We start from the raw sequence: 16,767 nt of genomic DNA, 5'->3' as shown, positions 1-16,767 counted from the left end.
GGAAGGGGCCAAAGGACCAAAACATTCAAGGGATTTTGGCCTCTTCCGCTTGATGAAAATGGCTTTATAGCTACAAATTTAATAGCACAAAGTATCCCATCGGCATGCCTTTTTTTGCCTGAGCGCCAGACGCCCAATGCCTCACATGGGCCGTGAACAGGCCGCACCAGCACTCTCTAACGGGGAGATGGCGGCCATGCTGACCGCGCTGCGGACCCTTCCAACGGACCCGCTCCGCATCATGGCGGCGTCCCGCCTTTCTTGTGCACCTTGAAACTTTCATCCAGGTAGACCGAAGAGCCCGTCATCCCATAGCCTTCGCAGACAAACCCGTTCAAAGGCAGCACGCCCGGCGCATCGGTGATCCGGCCTCTCACCTCCTGGTACTTCTTTCCAGCACGCCGCGAATGAATGGCGGCGTTGGTCAGGTAGTTGAGGCTCACCCGGTAAGAGGAGTTGCTGGAGTAGTCTTCGTCGTCCTGCTGCTCGCCGATGTGTTCCAGGTCTTTCGTCTTGGCGTTGTAGCGGAACTGCAGCGTGAAGCCCGAGAACCGGGCGGCGTCTGCGTAGTAGACCGCCTGAACGAACAACGAATTGTTCTTGATGTCCAGGTTGTAGAACTTGCTGGGGTGGCAGAACTCGCCGGACACCGAGAGCACCTGATAGCGGCCATCGGCCCTTCCGGTCAGGACGAACAGCCTCTCCTCTTTCGGACCTTCTCCTTTGCGCCCCATCAGCAGCAGGGCCAGGTCGGGAACGCCGTCGCCGTTCAAGTCGCCTTCTGCTGCGGCCAAGACAAAGTCGAGGTGCCGAAACTCGGGGGCTATTGCGAGCCGGGCCCTTTGCTCTGCGGGTGTGTTTCCGTCTGCGGCATGTGCATTGCCCACACACAGCATGGCCAGAACAGGGGGCCCGAGCAAGGCAGCCATGCATGCTGCAGATGCTTTCGCGACAGACTGAACGGCGCGGGATATCGTGGACACGGAGTTCTCCTGAAAGCGGCTCGCAGCCTGGGTTTGAAGCCGATGCACTGGTTTCAAACGCAGGTGTGAATCTCTGCAAAACCAGCACGTTGGACCGATGGGACTATAGCCTGCAGGCTCCAGGCCCAGCCTGCAGCCGCAGCCCCAGTGCGCAAAGCCATCCCCCCCCAAAAGCGCCTGCCGAAGAGCAGGCTGCACCGTTTTCCCAACACCCCTACCCCGCACGCAGTCACGAATAAAAACAATTCCCATTTACAATGTAAAATTAGGCTTCCGCAAGCCACAGCCCTCCCCCGGAGCCCTTTTGAACAGGCCTCCCGGCTGCAGCCAGCACCCACCGTCTTTCGATGTTTCCGGGTTGTCTGGCTTGATGAACCACTTTTTCGCCTTCTCAGTTGCGACAACGTGCCCCGTGCCGTGGGCGGCGCTGGTGGTGGTGCGACTGCCCGACGGCCCTTGCCACCCCGCCCCCATGCCATGCTGAGCCCCACCGCCCTGCGCCGCTGGAGCTGGACCCACAAGTGGTCGAGCCTGGTCTGCACCGCCTTCATGCTGCTGCTGTGCATCACCGGCCTGCCGCTGATCTTTCACCACGAAATCGGGCACCTGCTGGGCACCGAGGTCGAGGCGCCCGCCATGCCCGCCAGCACGCCGCGCGCCAGCCTCGACAAGGTGCTGGCCGCCGCGCAGGCGCTGCACCCGGATCGCGTGGTGCAGTTCGCATCGCACCCGGAGGACGACTCCAACGTCTGGTTCGTCACGCTCACGCCCACTCCGGCGCCCACGGAGGATTTCAAGTCCGTCGCCGTGGATGCACGCACGGCGAAGGTGCTGGCCCAGCCACGTTTTGACGAAGGCTTCATGCATGTGATGTTCAAGCTGCATGTGGACCTGTTCGCGGGCCTGCCGGGCAAGCTGTTCCTGGGCTTCATGGGCTTGCTGCTGCTGGTAGCCATCGTCACGGGGGTGGTGCTGTATGTACCCTTCATGCGCAAGCTGGCATTTGGCGAGGTGCGGCGTGACCGCTCCACGCGCGTGAAGTGGCTCGATCTGCACAACCTGCTGGGCATCGTTACGCTGGTGTGGGCCTTTGTGGTGGGCGGCACAGGCATGATCAACACGTGGGCCGATCTGCTCATCAAATACTGGCAGTACGACCAGCTCTCGGTGCTGCTCAAGCCCTATGAAGGCCAGCCCACCGTGCCCGCCGCCGAGCGCGGCCCGCTGCAGCAGGCGCTGGAGGTGGCGCAGGCCCAGGCGCCGGGCACCCAGCTGTCGTTCATTGCATTCCCGGGCACGGCGTTCTCCAGCCCGCACCACAACACCTTCTTCCTGCGCGGCAACGAGCCGCTCACCTCGCGCCTGCTCAAGCCGGTGCTGGTGGACGCGCGCACGGCACAGGTCACAGCCACCCCGCAGCTGCCGTGGTACCTGACGGCGCTGCTGGTGTCGCAGCCGCTGCACTTTGGCGACTACGGCGGCATGCCGATGAAGATCCTCTGGGCGCTCCTGGACCTCGCCACCATCGTGGTGCTGGGCAGCGGGCTGTACCTGTGGCTGCGCAAGGGCGTGCAGGCGGCCCAGCCTGCCGCCCATGCCACCACCGGCCCCACCGCCGGGTACGCAGGCGCAGCGCGCACCACGGAGGGCGCGGCATGAAGAAGCCCAACCCCTTCCTCGCCCTGTGGGGCTGGCCCATCGCGATGGGCGTGCTCTGCGCCACCGGGCTGGTCACGGCCCTGGTGTCCGACACCTGGGGCGACTGGTGGTCGTGGGTGGCGCTGGGCGTGCCGGTGGCGGTGATGGGCTGGTTCTCCTGGCCGCGCAGTTCGTCACGCAGCACCGGCGTCGACTCCTGACGCCACCCAGGCGGCGTGGGGCCGCCTGAACACCCAGCCACCCAACGCCTGACCACCGGGCGCAGGCAGCCACCCCTCTTTCGCACAGCGATTTCGCGCCCCGCACTGCCTGGGGAGCGGAGCCCTGCGCGTTCGCCATTTTTGTTGAAACCACTGAAAGGAAATTGCCATGCCATCGTCCCTGCGCCTCAAGGCCTCAATGCTCGCCTGCGCCGCCATCGCCGCCGCCACCACCACCCACGCCCACCAGGTCTGGCTCGAAAACGCCGCAGGCCAGGCCCGCCTGCACTTTGGCGAGTTCAACGAGAACCTGCGCGAAACCTCGCCCGGCCGCCTGGACCAGTTCAAGGGCGTGCCCGCGCTGGAGCAGCGCGCCGGCGCCACGGCCCAGCGCGTGGCAGGCCAGTTGGCCAAGGACGGCTTTCACTACACCGTGACCGGCACACCCGACACGTTGTTCGCCGCCGCCACCTACCCGCTCATCGACCGCAGCAAGCGCAACCTGCCCACGATGCACTGGCAGCCTGCGGCCCGCTGGGTGGCGGGCCTGACGCAGGCCGTGGCGCCCACCGCGCCGCTGGACCTGGTGCCCACCGGCAAGCCCGGCGAATTCAAGGTGGTCTACAAGGGCGCGCCGCTGCCCAAGGCCAAGGTGCAGCTGGCCGCCCCTTCGGGCTGGACGCGCGAAGCCGAGGCGGGTGAAGACGGCACCGTGAGCTTCGTTACCCCCTGGAAGGGCCAGTACGTGGCCGAGGTGAAGCACAGCGACAAGACGCCGGGGGAAGTCCAGGGCGAGAAGTACGGCGAAGCCAGCTACGTGACCACGCTGACCTTTGTGCTGGCCGAGGGCATGGCATCGCCCGCGCTGCCCGCGCCCCCCAAGGCGCACTGAGCCACAGCGACCGCCGCCACGTCGCACGCCCGCTGCGCCGGGCGGCGGCGCAGCAAGCAGCCCGGCGCACAACGGCGCTGCAGCGCGCACGGCGCCACCGCACCTGAGCCCGCGCCACGCGCAGTTCCCTCCCGTGCGAGCCGACGGACCACCCTGCAACAGCCAGTCGATCACGCCAGCCATTCACGCCAGCGGTTTCGTGCGGGCCGCTGCAAGGGCGCTGCTTCAGCATCCAACGGCCTGGAGGGGTCCTTGCCTCAGATCAACCGTTCGCCCTGAGCCTGTCGAAGGGCTCTTCGCAGAAAGCGCCTTGGCTTCGACAGGCTCAGCCCGAACAGACAAGAGCATGGATGAGGCCTGCAGCCAAGCAATTCAAATTGCCGCTTACCGCTTGATAGACAAGCGCTAGCAGCTATCAAAAATATAGCATCATGATCCAACCGAATTTTTTGCGCACCGCCGTGGCCCACGCCGCCCTGCTGGCCCTGTGCGGAACGGCCCTGGCACAAACCGGCGCTGCACCGGCACCCGCCGACCCGCCAGCCCCCGCCCCCTCCTTGCGCCAGGTGGATGTCATCGACTCCACCGCAGGCGCCGCCGCCACGCCCGCACGCCGCACGCAAGCCAGTTCACGCCTGGGCCTGTCGGTGCTGGAGACGCCGCGCGCCGTGAGCGTGATCGACGGCGCGCTGCTGGAACAGCAGATGGCCACCACCGAACGCGACGTGCTGCGCAACGCCTCGGGCGTCTCGTCGCGCAGCGAGTACTACGGCTCGTATTCGCAGTTCGCCATCCGGGGGCTGTGGGCCAACAACACCTACAACTACCTGCGCGACGGCGCCAAGTTCGTCCACCTGCTGGACCCGCCGCTGTTCAACATCGAGCGCGTGGAAGTCATCAAGGGCCCGGCCGCGCTGGAGTTCGGCCAGGTGGCCCCCGGCGGCCTGGTCAACTATGTGAGCAAGCGGCCCCAGGCCGAAGCGTTGCGCACCGTGAAGATCGGCGCAGGCAGCGATGGCTGGCGCAGCGCCGAGTTCGACCTGACCGGCCCGCTCAACACCGACGGCACGCTGCGCTACCGCCTGGACGGCGGCGCGAGCCGGGGCGGCAGTTTTGTGGATGGCAACACGCCGCGCAAGCAAGGGTTTGCGGGCAGCCTGGAGTGGCAGATCACGCCCGACACGCTGTGGCGCGCGCAGGCCGAAACCCAGAGCAGCGACGGCGTCTCCACCGTGGGCCTGGCCGTGCCCGACCCCAAGAACCCGCGCAGTGCCGACCGGCTGCCCGTGGGCGCGTTCTACGGCGAGCCGTGGCTGAACACCGATGGCCGCCTGCGCTTTTACTCCACCGAGCTGCAGCACCGGTTTGCCAACGGGCTGGAGGGCCGCGTGCACCTGTCGCGCAACGAGACCGACCGCAACGTGAACCTGCCCACGCCCATCGGCCCGGTCACCAACGGCAAGGTGGCACGCGGCTACTGGCTCGCGCCGGGGCAGGAGTACCGGTCCGACACCGCGCTGGCCGAGCTGCGCGCCAAGGTACAGACCGGCGCGGTGCAGCACACCCTGCTGGGGGGGCTGGACTGGCGCAGCATCCAGGGCATCTACGGCGCGCGCACCACCGGCAACCTGGGCGCCATCGACCTCTACAACCCCATCGCCGGGCGGGTGCCGCCCGTAGCCTCCACCGGCGTGACGAAGCTGTCCTCGGATGCCCGCAACACCGGCGTGTTCGTGCAGGACCGCCTGACGCTGGGCGACTTCGGCCTGCTGCTGGGCCTGCGCCACGACCGCTTCAAGGACGCCTACACCACCCCCGTCACCGACCTGAGCAAAACCCAGCCCAGCGCCGCGCTGAGCTGGGAGCCGCGCCCGGGCAGCATGCTGTATGCCAGCCACGCGCGCTCGTTCCAGGCCAACTCGGGCACGCTGGTGTGGGGCGACCAGGCCGCCGCACCGTCCGAGGGCAAACAGTTCGAAGTGGGCTGGAAGCAGGAATGGGCCGACAAGCGCCTGATGACCACGGTGTCGGCCTTTGACCTCACGCTGACCAACGCCCCGGCCAACGACCCCGCACACCCCGGCTACTCCGTGCTCACCGCGCGCCAGCGCATCAAGGGCGTGGAGCTGGAGCTGCAGGGCCGCATCACCCCCGGCTGGACGGTGACCGCCCAGGCCAGCTTCCACGACCCCAAGGTGCTGGCCGACACCACGGCGGGCAGCAACGTGGGCAACCGCGTGGCGCTGGCCACACGCCGCACCGCGTCGCTGTGGACGCAGTACCGCCTGCCGCAACTGCCCGGCCTGTGGGTGGGCGGCGGCCTGGTGCACCAGGGCGACAAGTTCATCGCCAACGACAACAAGTGGCGCCTGCCCGGCTACACCGTGGTGGACCTGGCCGTGGGCTACCAGTTTGCGGGCGGCGTGCGCCTGCAGGCCAACCTGAAGAACGCGGGCAACCGCCGCTACTACCTGGACGGCACCACCACTGCCGCTGGTTTTGGTGCGGTGACGCCAGGCCAGCCACGCAGCCTGCAGGTGGCGCTGGACTACACGTTCTGAGGGCCCCGCGCCCCCCTGCGGCCCGGAGCCAGGCGCTGGCCGTCACCGCCTGGCGTCTTCGGGCCGCCACTTTTTTCAACCATCGGAGAACAGCACCATGCAACCTGGCATCACCGCCTGCCGCAGCGCCATCGCGCACGCGGCATTGCTCGCCCTGTGCGGCGCCGCGCAGGCACAGCAGGCCGCGCCTGCGGCCACCGCCGCCACACCCATCGCCGAAAAGGCCCTTGCCCCCGTCACCGTGAGCGCGGGCAGCGAGCAGGAGAGCCCCACCGCCCCGGTCAGCGGCTTCGTGGCCAAACGCGCCCTGTCGGCCACCAAGACCGACACGCCCCTCATCGAAACCCCGCAGGCCATCAGCGTGATCACGCGCGACCAGATCGAAGCCCAGGGCGTGCAGACCCTGCGCCAGGTCACGGCCTACACGGCCGGCGCCGTGTCCAACTACTTCGACAGCCGCGTGGACAGCTTTGCCGCGCGCGGCGGCAGCGTCTCGCAGTACCAGGACGGCCTGCTGCGCACCTACGGCACCTACAACACCAGCCGCCCCGACCCCTACACGCTGGAGCGCGTGGAGTTCCTGCGCGGGCCGACCTCGGTGCTGTACGGCCAGGGCAGCGTGGGCGGCGTGCTCCACCTCACCAGCAAGCGCCCGCAGGCCGAAACGCAGCGCGAGGTGCAGGTGCAACTGGGCAACAACGCCCGCAAGCAGATCGCGGCGGACCTGACCGGCGCGCTCGACCAGGACGGCCAGTGGCTCTACCGCCTGGTGGCCGTGGGCCGCGACAGCGGCACGCAGGTGGACCATGTGGACGACAACCGCCTGGTGTTCGCGCCCTCGCTCACCTGGAAGCCCAACGCCGACACCTCGCTCACGCTGCAGGCGCTGCACCAGAAGGACCAAAGCGGATCGCTGATCGGCTTCTTCCCCTGGCAGGGCACGCAGCTGCCCAGCCGCTACGGCCAGATCCCGCGCAACACCTTCATCAGCGAGCCGGGCTGGGACGCATACGACACCACCAACAACTCCTGGGGCTACCTGTTCAGCCACCGCCTGAATGCGGACTGGACCGTGCGCCAAAACCTGCGCCGCACCGTGAGCGAAGTGGACTACCGCACCATCTACTCCAGCTTCACCGCCAACACCGCCACCGGCCGCCCGGCCCGCCCCGTGTTCAACAGCGACAGCCGCACCCTGGTGCGCGACGCGGTGTGGAACCTCAACACCGGCCGCATGCTGCTGATCGACACGCAACTCGAAGGCAAGCTCAAGGCCGGCAGCACCGAGCACACCGTGCTGGCCGGCCTGGACGTGCAGCGCAACCACACCGGCCAGCAGGCCTGGCGCGCGGTGGCCCCGGCCATCGACGTCTACAACCCCGTGTACGGCAACTTCACGCCGCCCACGGCCGCGCAACTGGTGCGCCAGCCGAACGTGGTGCAAAAACAGCTCGGCTTCTACGCCCAGGACCAGATCAAGTGGGGCCGATGGACCGCCACCCTGGGCCTGCGCCACGACAGCGTGCAGACCGACACCGAAGGCCGCCCCGCCGCCGCCGTGAACGACAAGGCCTGGACCAAGCGCGCAGGCGTCACGTACCAGATGGACGGCGGCTGGGCTCCGTACGCGGGGTATTCGGAGTCGTTTCAGCCCCTGGGCGGCGTAGATGCCTACGGCACGGCCTTCAAGCCCCAGCGCGGCGAGCAGTGGGAGGCCGGTGTGAAATGGCAGCCGCCTGGCCAGGGCATCAGCGCGTTCGCGGCGGTCTACCAGCTGCGCGAGAAGAACCGCAAGACCACCGACCCCGGCAACCCGCTCAACAGCCTGCAGATCGGCGAAGTCAAGGTCCGTGGGTTCGAGGCCGAGGTGCAGGCCAGCCTGGCGCGCCAGTGGGATGTCACCCTGGGCTACGCCTTCACCGATGCCCAAATCAGCCGCAGCAACGCGGGCGACCAGGGCCTGCCCGTGGCCAGCGTGCCCAAACACACTGCATCGGCCTGGCTGAGCCACCGCTTTGCCAGCACGGGCCGCGGCGGCTGGACGGTGGGCGCCGGCGTGCGCTACACCGGCTCGCAATGGAGCGGCACCAGCGCCATCAGCACCCCGGCCGCCACCCTGGCCGACGCCATGGTGGCCTACGACGCAGGCGACTGGCGCGTGGCCTTCAACGTCGTCAACCTGGCGGACAAGGTGCACATCACCCAGTGCCTGGCGCGGGGGGATTGCTTCTATGGGCAGGCGCGGACCTATACGTTGACTTCGACATACCGGTTCTGAAGGCGATGGGCAGATGGGGTTTGAAAAATCCACGCCAAGATGCGCTGTAGCGCTCTACGGACCATCTCTTTTCGCTACCTAAAGAGGAGTCTTCAAGAAACCCCGGCCCGGTCGCGAGCCGGGGTTTCTTGATGGGGCCGCATTGGCAAACAAGCGCGGTTGGCCCCCCTGGTTGTGAAACGGCCCCTGACGCCCGTGACCCATTGCTTGTGGGCAGAAAAGCGCGCCCATGCAGTCTGCAGAAGCGGGCGCCAGCCCCAAACAAGCTCTCCGACAACGGGCAGCGCGTGACCAGGGCGGCGCAGGCCTCCCCCACAGGACCCGAGGCAAAAGCTACCCCATCACCGCCCCAGCACCACCACATGCACCCCGGTGCGGATGCGAAACCCCAGGCTCTCATACAGCGCAATCGCCGCTGCGTTCGTTGTCCACGCATGCAGAAACGCCTGGTCGCCCCGCTGCTGAATGGCATGCGCCACCACCGACGAAAGCCGGCGCGCGAAACCATGGCCGCGAAAGTCCGGGTGCGTGCAGACGCCGCTCACCTCGGTGCCGCCCGAAAAACGCATGCGCTCGCCCGCCATGGCCGCGAGCCGGCCGCCCACGCGGATGCCGATGAAGCGGCCCATGGTGTGGGTGCGCGGCAGGAACGGGCCGGGTTCGGTCAGCTGCGCCAGGGCCAGCATCTCGGCAGCATCGGCGTCGCCCAGCTCCACGATTGCCTCTTTGCCGGGCTCTGGCGCAATCGCCTGCGTGGCCAGCATCTGCACACCCTCGGCGCGGCGCAGGGCCTGCAGGCCGGGGGGCACGGGGGCGGGCTGGGCTTGCAGCACGAACACGGTCTCGCCTTCGGCCACCAGGGGGGCGAGGGCCGCCACGCTGGCGCCGTCGCTGTCGTCCCGGGCGGATGCAAACAGGTGGATGTCGCGCCGGTAGCGTTTGGCCTGATCGCCGCCTTCCGCAAGGGCGGGCGCGCAGGCCAGCGAGGCCCAGACGGGCCGGTCGAAGGGGTTGGTGGGGGTGTTCATCGTGGGGTCTCCTGGGTCTTTTTTGCGGGCTGGCCGGGGGCGGGAGTTTTGCGCTTGCGTGTGGGCGGCTCACTCGCGATGGCGGCTGCCGAGCGCTGCAGCAGCGAGGTGCGCTGCAGGCCCACCTCCAGCGCCGCGAGTTGCTGCAGCAAGGGGCCTTCGAGCGATGCACACACCTGGGCCACCGAGGCTTCGATCACGGGCCAAACCTCGCGCTGGGCGCGCTGCACCAGCGCCTGCCCCTCTGGGCTCAGCGCCACGCGGCGCACGCGCCGGTCGCCCTCCACCGCTTCGGACAACACCAGGCCGCTGTCCTCCAGGCCTTTGAGCGAGCGCGTGACCACGGGCTGGCTCACGCCCACGGCCTGGCTCAGCTCGCCCACCCCCAAGGGCCCATGCCAGTCCAGCGCCGCGAGCAAGGGGAAATGCGCTGCAGGCATGCCAATGCCGTGTTCGGTCAGCAGCGCCTGGGTTTGCGCCTGCAGCGCCTCGCCAATGCGCTTGAAGCGTGTGCCGAGGGTGAGAAAGCCGAGTTCCTTAACGATGTCTTCGATCATGTTGAATCACCTAGATATATATCATGATATTCTTTTAACGGACACCGTCAATCTGTTTTTCACGCAAGCCAGGCCACTGCCTGTGATTCCAGAGCCGTACATGCCTGCCGTCGCAAAACACCAAGGGCCTGCGCGCGGTCTCGCGGAAAACTCCCGGGAGACCGCCCGCAGGCCCTTGTGGTGCGCACCCCTCGCATGCAGGCAGCACGCACCAAAGCGCACTGCCCGGCGGGGGCGTCCGTTTACACGTTCATGATCGACACCAGGCGCGTGTTCATGTGCGCCTCGATGGCTTCGGGGCCGCCTTCGGAGCCGTAGCCCGAATCCTTCAGGCCGCCAAATGGCAGCTCGGCCGCAGGGGCGGCGGCCTGGTTGATCCAGAGCATGCCCACTTCCAGGCGCTGGGCCAGCAGGTGCGCGTTTTTCAGCGAGGTGGTGAAGGCATAACCGGCCAGACCGAACGGCAAGCGGTTGGCTTCGGCAATGGCGTCCTCGATCTTGGTGAACCCACGCACGGCAGCCACGGGGCCGAAGGGCTCTTCGTTGACGATGCGGGCCGACAGGGGCACGTCATTGAGCACCGTGGGCGCAAAGAAGTTGCCTTCGCTGCCGATGCGCTCACCACCGGCCAGCACCTTGGCGCCCTGCTGCACCGCATCGGCCAGCAGGTCGGCCATGGCGGTGATGCGGCGGGGGTTGGCCAGCGGGCCCATCTGCGTGCCAGCCGTGAGGCCGTCGCCCACCTTCAGGCCCTGCGCGTACTTGGCGAACCCGGCCACGAAGTCGGCACGGATGCTTTCATGCACCAGGTAGCGCGTGGGGGAGATACAGACCTGGCCGGCGTTGCGGAACTTGGCGCCGCTGCCGATCTTGATGGCCAGCTCCAGATCGGCGTCTTCGGCAATGATGACCGGGGCGTGGCCGCCCAGCTCCATGGTCACGCGCTTCATGTGCTTGCCGGCCAGTGCAGCCAGCTGCTTGCCCACCGGTGTGGAGCCGGTGAACGTGACCTTGCGGATGATGGGGTGCGGGATCAGGTAGCTGGAGATTTCAGCCGGGTCGCCATACACCAGGCCCACGGTGCCTGCGGGCACACCCGCGTCGGCAAACGCGCGGATCAGCTCGGCCGGGCTGGCGGGGGTTTCCTCGGGCGCCTTCACCAGAATCGAGCAGCCCGCAGCCAGCGCAGCGGCCAGCTTGCGCACCACCTGGTTGATGGGGAAGTTCCAGGGCGTGAAGGCCGCCACGGGGCCCACCGGGTCCTTCAGCACCATCTGCGTGGCCTTGAGGTTGCGCGAGGGCACGATGCGGCCATACACGCGCAGCGACTCGTCGGCAAACCATTCGATGATGTCGGCCGATGCCATGGTCTCGACCTTGGCCTCGGCCAGGGGCTTGCCCTGCTCTTGCACCATGATGGCGGCGATGGCTTCGGCACGCTCGCGCATCAGCGCAGCGGCGCGGCGCATGGTCTTGGCGCGCTCGGCCGCCGGGATGTCGCGCCAGGCTTCAAAGCCCTTCTGGGCTGCATCCAGCGCACGGTCCAGGTCCACCTTGCTGGCATGGGCCACGCGGCCGATTTCCTTGCCGGTGGCCGGGTTGAACACGGCGATGGATTTGCCATCGGCGGCGTCCTGCCATTGACCGGCGATGAAGAGTTGGGTGCTGGGATAGCTCATGCAAAGGCTCCTGATGACAAAACGATGAGACGGAAAACGCCTGGCCGGCCCCCGCCAAGCCAAGCGCAAAACCAAACACTATAGGCGCCAGCGCGCAGCCCCGCAGGCGCAGTCTTGCAACTCCGCGCTGCGGGGCTGGCTATTTGGGGGCGGCGCAACCAGCGGCCCCCTCAACGGGCAGAGGCCTAAAGAGACGCGGCAGCCACCGTGGCAGGCACGCCGTCACCCCAGCCGCCCCCCAGCGCCCGGATCAGTCCCACCGTGGCCACGTACTGCGCGGTGCGCACCTGCAGCGCCTGGCGGCGGTTGCGCAGCTCGCTGCGGCGCGCGTCCAGCAGCTCCAGCTGGCTCACCAGGCCGTTGCGGTAGCGCGCATCCGACAACTGCGTGGCACGGCGAGCGGCCGTCACCGCGCGGGCCTGGGCCTCGGCCTGGCCGGACAGCAGACGCAGCGAGGTCAACTGGTCCTCCACGTCACGAAACGCATTGAGCACCTGGCCCCGGTGGTCGGCCAGCGCCGCCTCCAGCCGGGCCTTGGCCCCCTGCACCTGCGCGTCGCGCTGGCCGCCGTCGAAGATCGGCAGCGACAGCAGCGCACCCACGCCCCAGGCGCGGGCCGACCACTTGAACAAGTCGCCCAGCTCCGGCGATGCATGCCCCGCATTGCCGGTGAGCGTGACGGCCGGGAACCACGCTTTCTGCGCCACACCCACACGGGCCTGCGCGGCCAGCACGGCAGCCTGCGCGGCCGACACGTCGGGGCGGCGTGCCAGCACCGTGCCGGGCACGCCGGGCGGGATGACGGGCAGGGCCGCATCGGTCGCAGCAGCTGGCAGCGTGAAGCCGCTCGCCACTTCGCCCACCAGCACGGCCAGCGCATTGGACAGCAGGGCCTGCTGGCGCTGCAGCGCCAAGGCCTCGGACTCGGTGGAGGCCACTTCGGTCTGCACGCGGGCCACGTCCAGCTCGGCCACGTCGCCGGCCTGCAGGCGGCGCTGCGTGAGGCGCAGCGTGTCTTGGTAGGCGGCCAGGCTCTCGTTCACCAGCACCTGCTCGGCCTGCACCGAGCGCAGCTGCAGATAGGTCTGCGCCACATCGGCCTGCGCCATGAGGCGCGTGCTTTGCAGCAGGGCATCACGGGCGTCGGCATCCAGTCGCGCGGCGTCGCTGGTCTGCGACAGGCGGCCAAACAGGTCCAGCTCGTACGAGGCATTGAGCCCCACCGTGCCCAGCGTGGCCGGGGTGGCACTGCCCGTGGTGGCCGCCCCTGCCTGGCGCGTGGCTCCGGCCGATGCCCCCACCTGCACGGAGCGTGCGGCGTCCGCCGAGCGCAGCAGCGACCGCGCTTCCGCCAGCCGCGCCGCCGCCTGCTGGATGCTGGTGTTGGCCTGGCCCGCGCGCTGCACCAGATCGGCCAGCACCGGGTCCTGGAAGCCCAGCCACCACTCGCCGCGCGGCTGCGCTTCGGCCGGCGCGACCACGGTCCAGGGCGCGGCGGGCAGGCCGGCACCGCCAGCGGTGAAGGTGTCCGGCACGGCCACACCCGCATGGGGGGCCGGGGCCACGGGCTGCGTCATGCAGCCGGCCAGCACCAGGGCTGCGGCCAACGGGGCCAGCAGGCTGCGCCTGCGCGCGCTCTCAAAAACAAAGTTTGTCGTCAACATCATTCATGCTCCTTGCGGGGTGCTGCCAGCACCGGCTGGCCCATGCCACCACCATGTGGCGCGTGCGAGATCGGCGCCACGTGTGCACCGTGCTCCACCAGCGGGCGGTTGCCGGCCAGCTTGCGCAGCAGCACGTAGAACACGGGCGTGAGGAACAGGCCGAAGGCCGTCACCCCGATCATCCCGGCGAACACCGCCACGCCCATGGCACTGCGCATTTCGGCGCCCGCGCCGGTGGACAGCACCAGGGGCAGCACACCCATCACGAAGGCCAGCGAGGTCATCAGGATGGGGCGCAGCCGCAGGCGGCTGGCTTCGATGGCGGCCTGCACGGGCGTACGCCCGGCAAATTCCAGCTCGCGGGCGAACTCCACGATCAGGATCGCGTTCTTGGCCGACAGCCCCACCAGCACGATGAGCCCGATCTGCGTGAACACGTTGTTGTCGCCCTTGCTCAGCCACACCCCTGTCATGGCCGCCAGGATGCCCATGGGCACGATCAGGATGATGGCGATCGGCAGGGTCAGGCTTTCGTACTGCGCGGCCAGCACCAGGAACACCAGCAGGATGGCGATGAGGAACACCAGCACGGCGGAGTTGCCGGCCAGGATTTCCTGGTAGGTCAGCTCGGTCCACTCGAAGCTGATGCCCTTGGGCAGCGTTTCGGCCGCGATGCGCTCGATGGCTGCCTGCGCCTGGCCCGACGAGTAGCCGGGCGCGGGGCCGCCATTGATGTCGGCGGCCAGGTAGCCGTTGTAGCGCATGGCACGCTCGGGGCCGAAGCTCGGCTCCAGCTTCATCAGCGCCGACAGCGGCACCATCTCGCCCGAGGTGGAGCGCACCTTGAGCAGGCCCACGTCATCGCTGCGGGCGCGGAAGGCCGCGTCCGCTTGCACCCGCACGCTGTAGGTGCGGCCGAACTGGTTGAAGTCGTTGGCGTACAGGCTGCCCAGGTAGATCTGCAGGGTCTCGAAGATGTCCGTCACTGGCACGCCGAGCTGGCGTGCCTTGGTGCGGTCGATGTTCGCGTACAGCTGCGGCACGTTGACCTGCCAGCTCGTGAACAGGCCGGCCAGCTCGGGCGTCTGGTAGGCCTTGGCCATGAAGGCCTTCACGGCGCCGTCCATGGCCTCGTAGCCCAGCGATGCGCGGTCCTCGATCTGCAGCTTGAAGCCGCCCGTGGTGCCCAGGCCCGCCACCGGTGGCGGCGGGAACATGGCGATGAAGGCTTCCTGGATCTCGCCGAAGGACTGGTTCAGCTGGCCCGCCACGGCGCCGCCGCTCTGGTCGGCCCGCGTGCGCTCGGCAAAGGGCTTGAGCGTGGCGAACACGATGCCCGAGTTGGAGCTGTTGGTGAAGCCGTTGATCGACAGGCCGGGGAAGGCGATGGCGTCCTCCACGTTCGGGTTCTTCTTCATGATGTCGCCCATGCGGCGGATCACGTCCTCGGTGCGGTCCAGCGTGGCGCCGTCGGGCAGTTGGGCGAAGCCGATCAGGTACTGCTTGTCCTGCGCCGGCACGAAGCCGCTGGGCACGGCCTTGAACAGGCCGAAGGTCACGCCCACCAGGGCCAGGTAGATCACCAGCATCAGCGCCTTGCGGCCGATGACGCGCTTGACGCCGCCGCTGTAGGCCTCGGAGCCGCGGTGGAACACGCGGTTGAAGCCGCGGAAGACACCGCCCAGCACCTTGTCCATGCCACGCGTGAGCGCGTCCTTGGGCTCGTGGTGGCCCTTGAGCAGCAGCGCGCTGAGCGCGGGCGACAGGGTCAGCGAGTTGATGGCCGAGATCACCGTGGAAATGGCGATGGTGACCGCGAACTGGCGGTAGAACTGGCCCGTGAGCCCGCTGATGAAGGCCAGCGGCACGAACACCGCCACCAGCACCAGCGCAATGGCGATGATGGGGCCGGACACTTCACGCATGGCGCGGTAGGTGGCCTCGCGCGGGGTGAGGCCGGCCTCGATGTTGCGCTCCACGTTCTCCACCACCACGATGGCGTCGTCCACCACGATGCCGATGGCCAGCACCAGGCCGAACAGGCTCAGGGCGTTGATCGAGAAGCCCAGCAGGTGCAGCACGGCGAACGTGCCCACCACCGACACCGGCACGGCCAGCAGCGGGATGATGGAGGCGCGCCAGGTCTGCAGGAACAGGATCACCACGATCACCACAAGGGCGATGGCTTCGAGCAGGGTCTGGATCACCGACTTGATGGAGGCGCGCACGAACTGCGTGGGGTCGTAGGCGATGCGGAATTCCACGCCCTCGGGCATGTTCTTCTGCAGCTCGTCCATGGTCTTGCGCACGTTGGCCGAGATATCGAGCGCGTTGGAGCCCGGCGCCTGGAACACGCCCATGCCCACGGCCGGGTCGTTGTTGAGCAGCGAACGCAGCGAGTAGTCGGCCGCGCCCAGCTCCAGGCGGGCGATGTCGCGCAGGCGCGTCACCGCACCGTCGGCACCGGTTTTGACGATGATGTCGCCGAACTCTTCTTCGGTCTGCAGGCGGCCCTGCGCGTTGATGGACAGCTGCAGGTCCACGCCGGGCAGGCCGGGCGATGCACCCACCACGCCGGCGGCGGCCTGCACGTTCTGGCCGCGGATGGCGGTCACCACGTCGCTGGCCGAAAGGCCGCGCTGCGCGACCTTCTGCGGGTCGAGCCAGACACGCATGGAGTAGTCGCCGCCGCCGAAGATCTGCACCTGGCCCACGCCGCCGATGCGGGCGAGGCGGTCCTTCACATTGAGCACCGCGTAGTTGCGCAGGTAGTCGATGTCATAGCGGTTGTTGGGCGAGACCAGGTGCACCACCATGGTCAGGTCCGGCGCGCTCTTGACGGTCGTCACGCCCAGGCGGCGCACTTCCTCGGGCAGGCGCGGCTCGGCCTGCGAGACGCGGTTTTGCACCAGCTGCTGGGCCTTGTCGGGGTCGGTGCCCAGCGCAAAGGTCACGGTCAGCGTCATCACGCCGTCGGTGGTGGCCTGGCTGCCCATGTAGAGCATGCCTTCCACGCCGTTGATCGATTCCTCCAGCGGCGTGGCCACGGTCTCGGCGATCACCTTGGGGTTGGCGCCTGGGTACTGTGCGCGCACCACCACGGAGGGCGGCGCGACTTCAGGGTATTCGGAGATGGGCAGACCGCGCAATGCGATGAGCCCCCCGAGGAAGATGAGCACCGACAGCACCCCGGCAAAGATGGGGCGGTCGATGAAGAAGCGGGATAGGTTCATGGATGCAAATTCCTGGTGTCGCTCTGGCCCGTG

Annotated in this window: 11 protein-coding genes; 5 read left to right on the top strand and 6 right to left on the bottom strand. The window is 68.2% G+C overall.

Annotated features, from left to right (window positions below; genetic code table 11):
- Positions 1-239 precede the first annotated feature (239 nt).
- On the bottom strand, positions 240-983 hold the full coding sequence (locus tag DBV10_RS06965) for a hypothetical protein (RefSeq protein WP_124511954.1): 744 nt from the start codon (positions 981-983) through the stop codon (positions 240-242).
- A 477-nt stretch (positions 984-1,460) separates the two neighbouring features.
- Between DBV10_RS06965 and DBV10_RS06960 the strand changes: the two genes are divergently transcribed.
- From DBV10_RS06960 to DBV10_RS06940, 5 genes are all read left to right on the top strand, one after another.
- Positions 1,461-2,642 carry a PepSY domain-containing protein gene (locus tag DBV10_RS06960; RefSeq protein ID WP_124511952.1) on the top strand — a complete coding sequence of 394 codons (1,182 nt, stop codon included), beginning with the start codon at positions 1,461-1,463 and terminating at the stop codon, positions 2,640-2,642.
- Entirely contained in the window at positions 2,639-2,842 is a 204-nt protein-coding gene (locus DBV10_RS06955) for a hypothetical protein (RefSeq protein WP_124511950.1), read from the top strand. The genes DBV10_RS06960 and DBV10_RS06955 overlap by 4 nt, the downstream gene beginning before the upstream one ends.
- Before the next feature lie 169 nt (positions 2,843-3,011).
- Positions 3,012-3,734 carry a TonB-dependent receptor gene (locus DBV10_RS06950; protein WP_124511948.1) on the top strand — a complete coding sequence of 241 codons (723 nt, stop codon included), beginning with the start codon at positions 3,012-3,014 and terminating at the stop codon, positions 3,732-3,734.
- Positions 3,735-4,165: 431 nt separating this feature from the next.
- The gene (locus DBV10_RS06945; RefSeq protein ID WP_124511946.1) at positions 4,166-6,295 is read left to right on the top strand and encodes a TonB-dependent siderophore receptor; all 2,130 of its coding nucleotides are present in this window, start codon (positions 4,166-4,168) and stop codon (positions 6,293-6,295) included.
- A 97-nt stretch (positions 6,296-6,392) separates the two neighbouring features.
- Positions 6,393-8,573: a TonB-dependent siderophore receptor gene (locus DBV10_RS06940; RefSeq protein ID WP_124511944.1), complete on the top strand. Its 2,181-nt coding sequence runs from the start codon at positions 6,393-6,395 to the stop codon at positions 8,571-8,573.
- A gap of 341 nt (positions 8,574-8,914) precedes the next feature.
- On the opposite strand, the gene DBV10_RS06935 is transcribed toward DBV10_RS06940, so the two are convergent.
- From DBV10_RS06935 to DBV10_RS06915, 5 genes are all read right to left on the bottom strand, one after another.
- Complete coding sequence (locus DBV10_RS06935; protein ID WP_124511942.1) at positions 8,915-9,601, bottom strand: GNAT family N-acetyltransferase; 687 nt, start codon at positions 9,599-9,601, stop codon at positions 8,915-8,917.
- Positions 9,598-10,158: a MarR family winged helix-turn-helix transcriptional regulator gene (locus DBV10_RS06930; protein WP_124511940.1), complete on the bottom strand. Its 561-nt coding sequence runs from the start codon at positions 10,156-10,158 to the stop codon at positions 9,598-9,600. Before DBV10_RS06930 ends, DBV10_RS06935 begins: the two co-directional genes overlap by 4 nt.
- A 242-nt stretch (positions 10,159-10,400) precedes the next feature.
- On the bottom strand, positions 10,401-11,837 hold the full coding sequence (locus DBV10_RS06925; RefSeq protein ID WP_124511938.1) for an NAD-dependent succinate-semialdehyde dehydrogenase: 1,437 nt from the start codon (positions 11,835-11,837) through the stop codon (positions 10,401-10,403).
- Between the two features lie 185 nt (positions 11,838-12,022).
- A complete protein-coding gene (locus DBV10_RS06920) occupies positions 12,023-13,501 on the bottom strand; it encodes an efflux transporter outer membrane subunit (protein ID WP_124511936.1) in 1,479 nt (492 codons plus the stop codon).
- Complete coding sequence (locus DBV10_RS06915) at positions 13,501-16,734, bottom strand: efflux RND transporter permease subunit (protein WP_124511934.1); 3,234 nt, start codon at positions 16,732-16,734, stop codon at positions 13,501-13,503. The genes DBV10_RS06920 and DBV10_RS06915 overlap by 1 nt, the downstream gene beginning before the upstream one ends.
- Between the last annotated feature and the right edge of the window lie 33 nt (positions 16,735-16,767).

The organism is Acidovorax sp. FJL06 (assembly GCF_003852545.1).
GTDB lineage: Bacteria > Pseudomonadota > Gammaproteobacteria > Burkholderiales > Burkholderiaceae_C > Acidovorax.
This window is presented reverse-complemented; position numbering and strand designations above follow the sequence as displayed.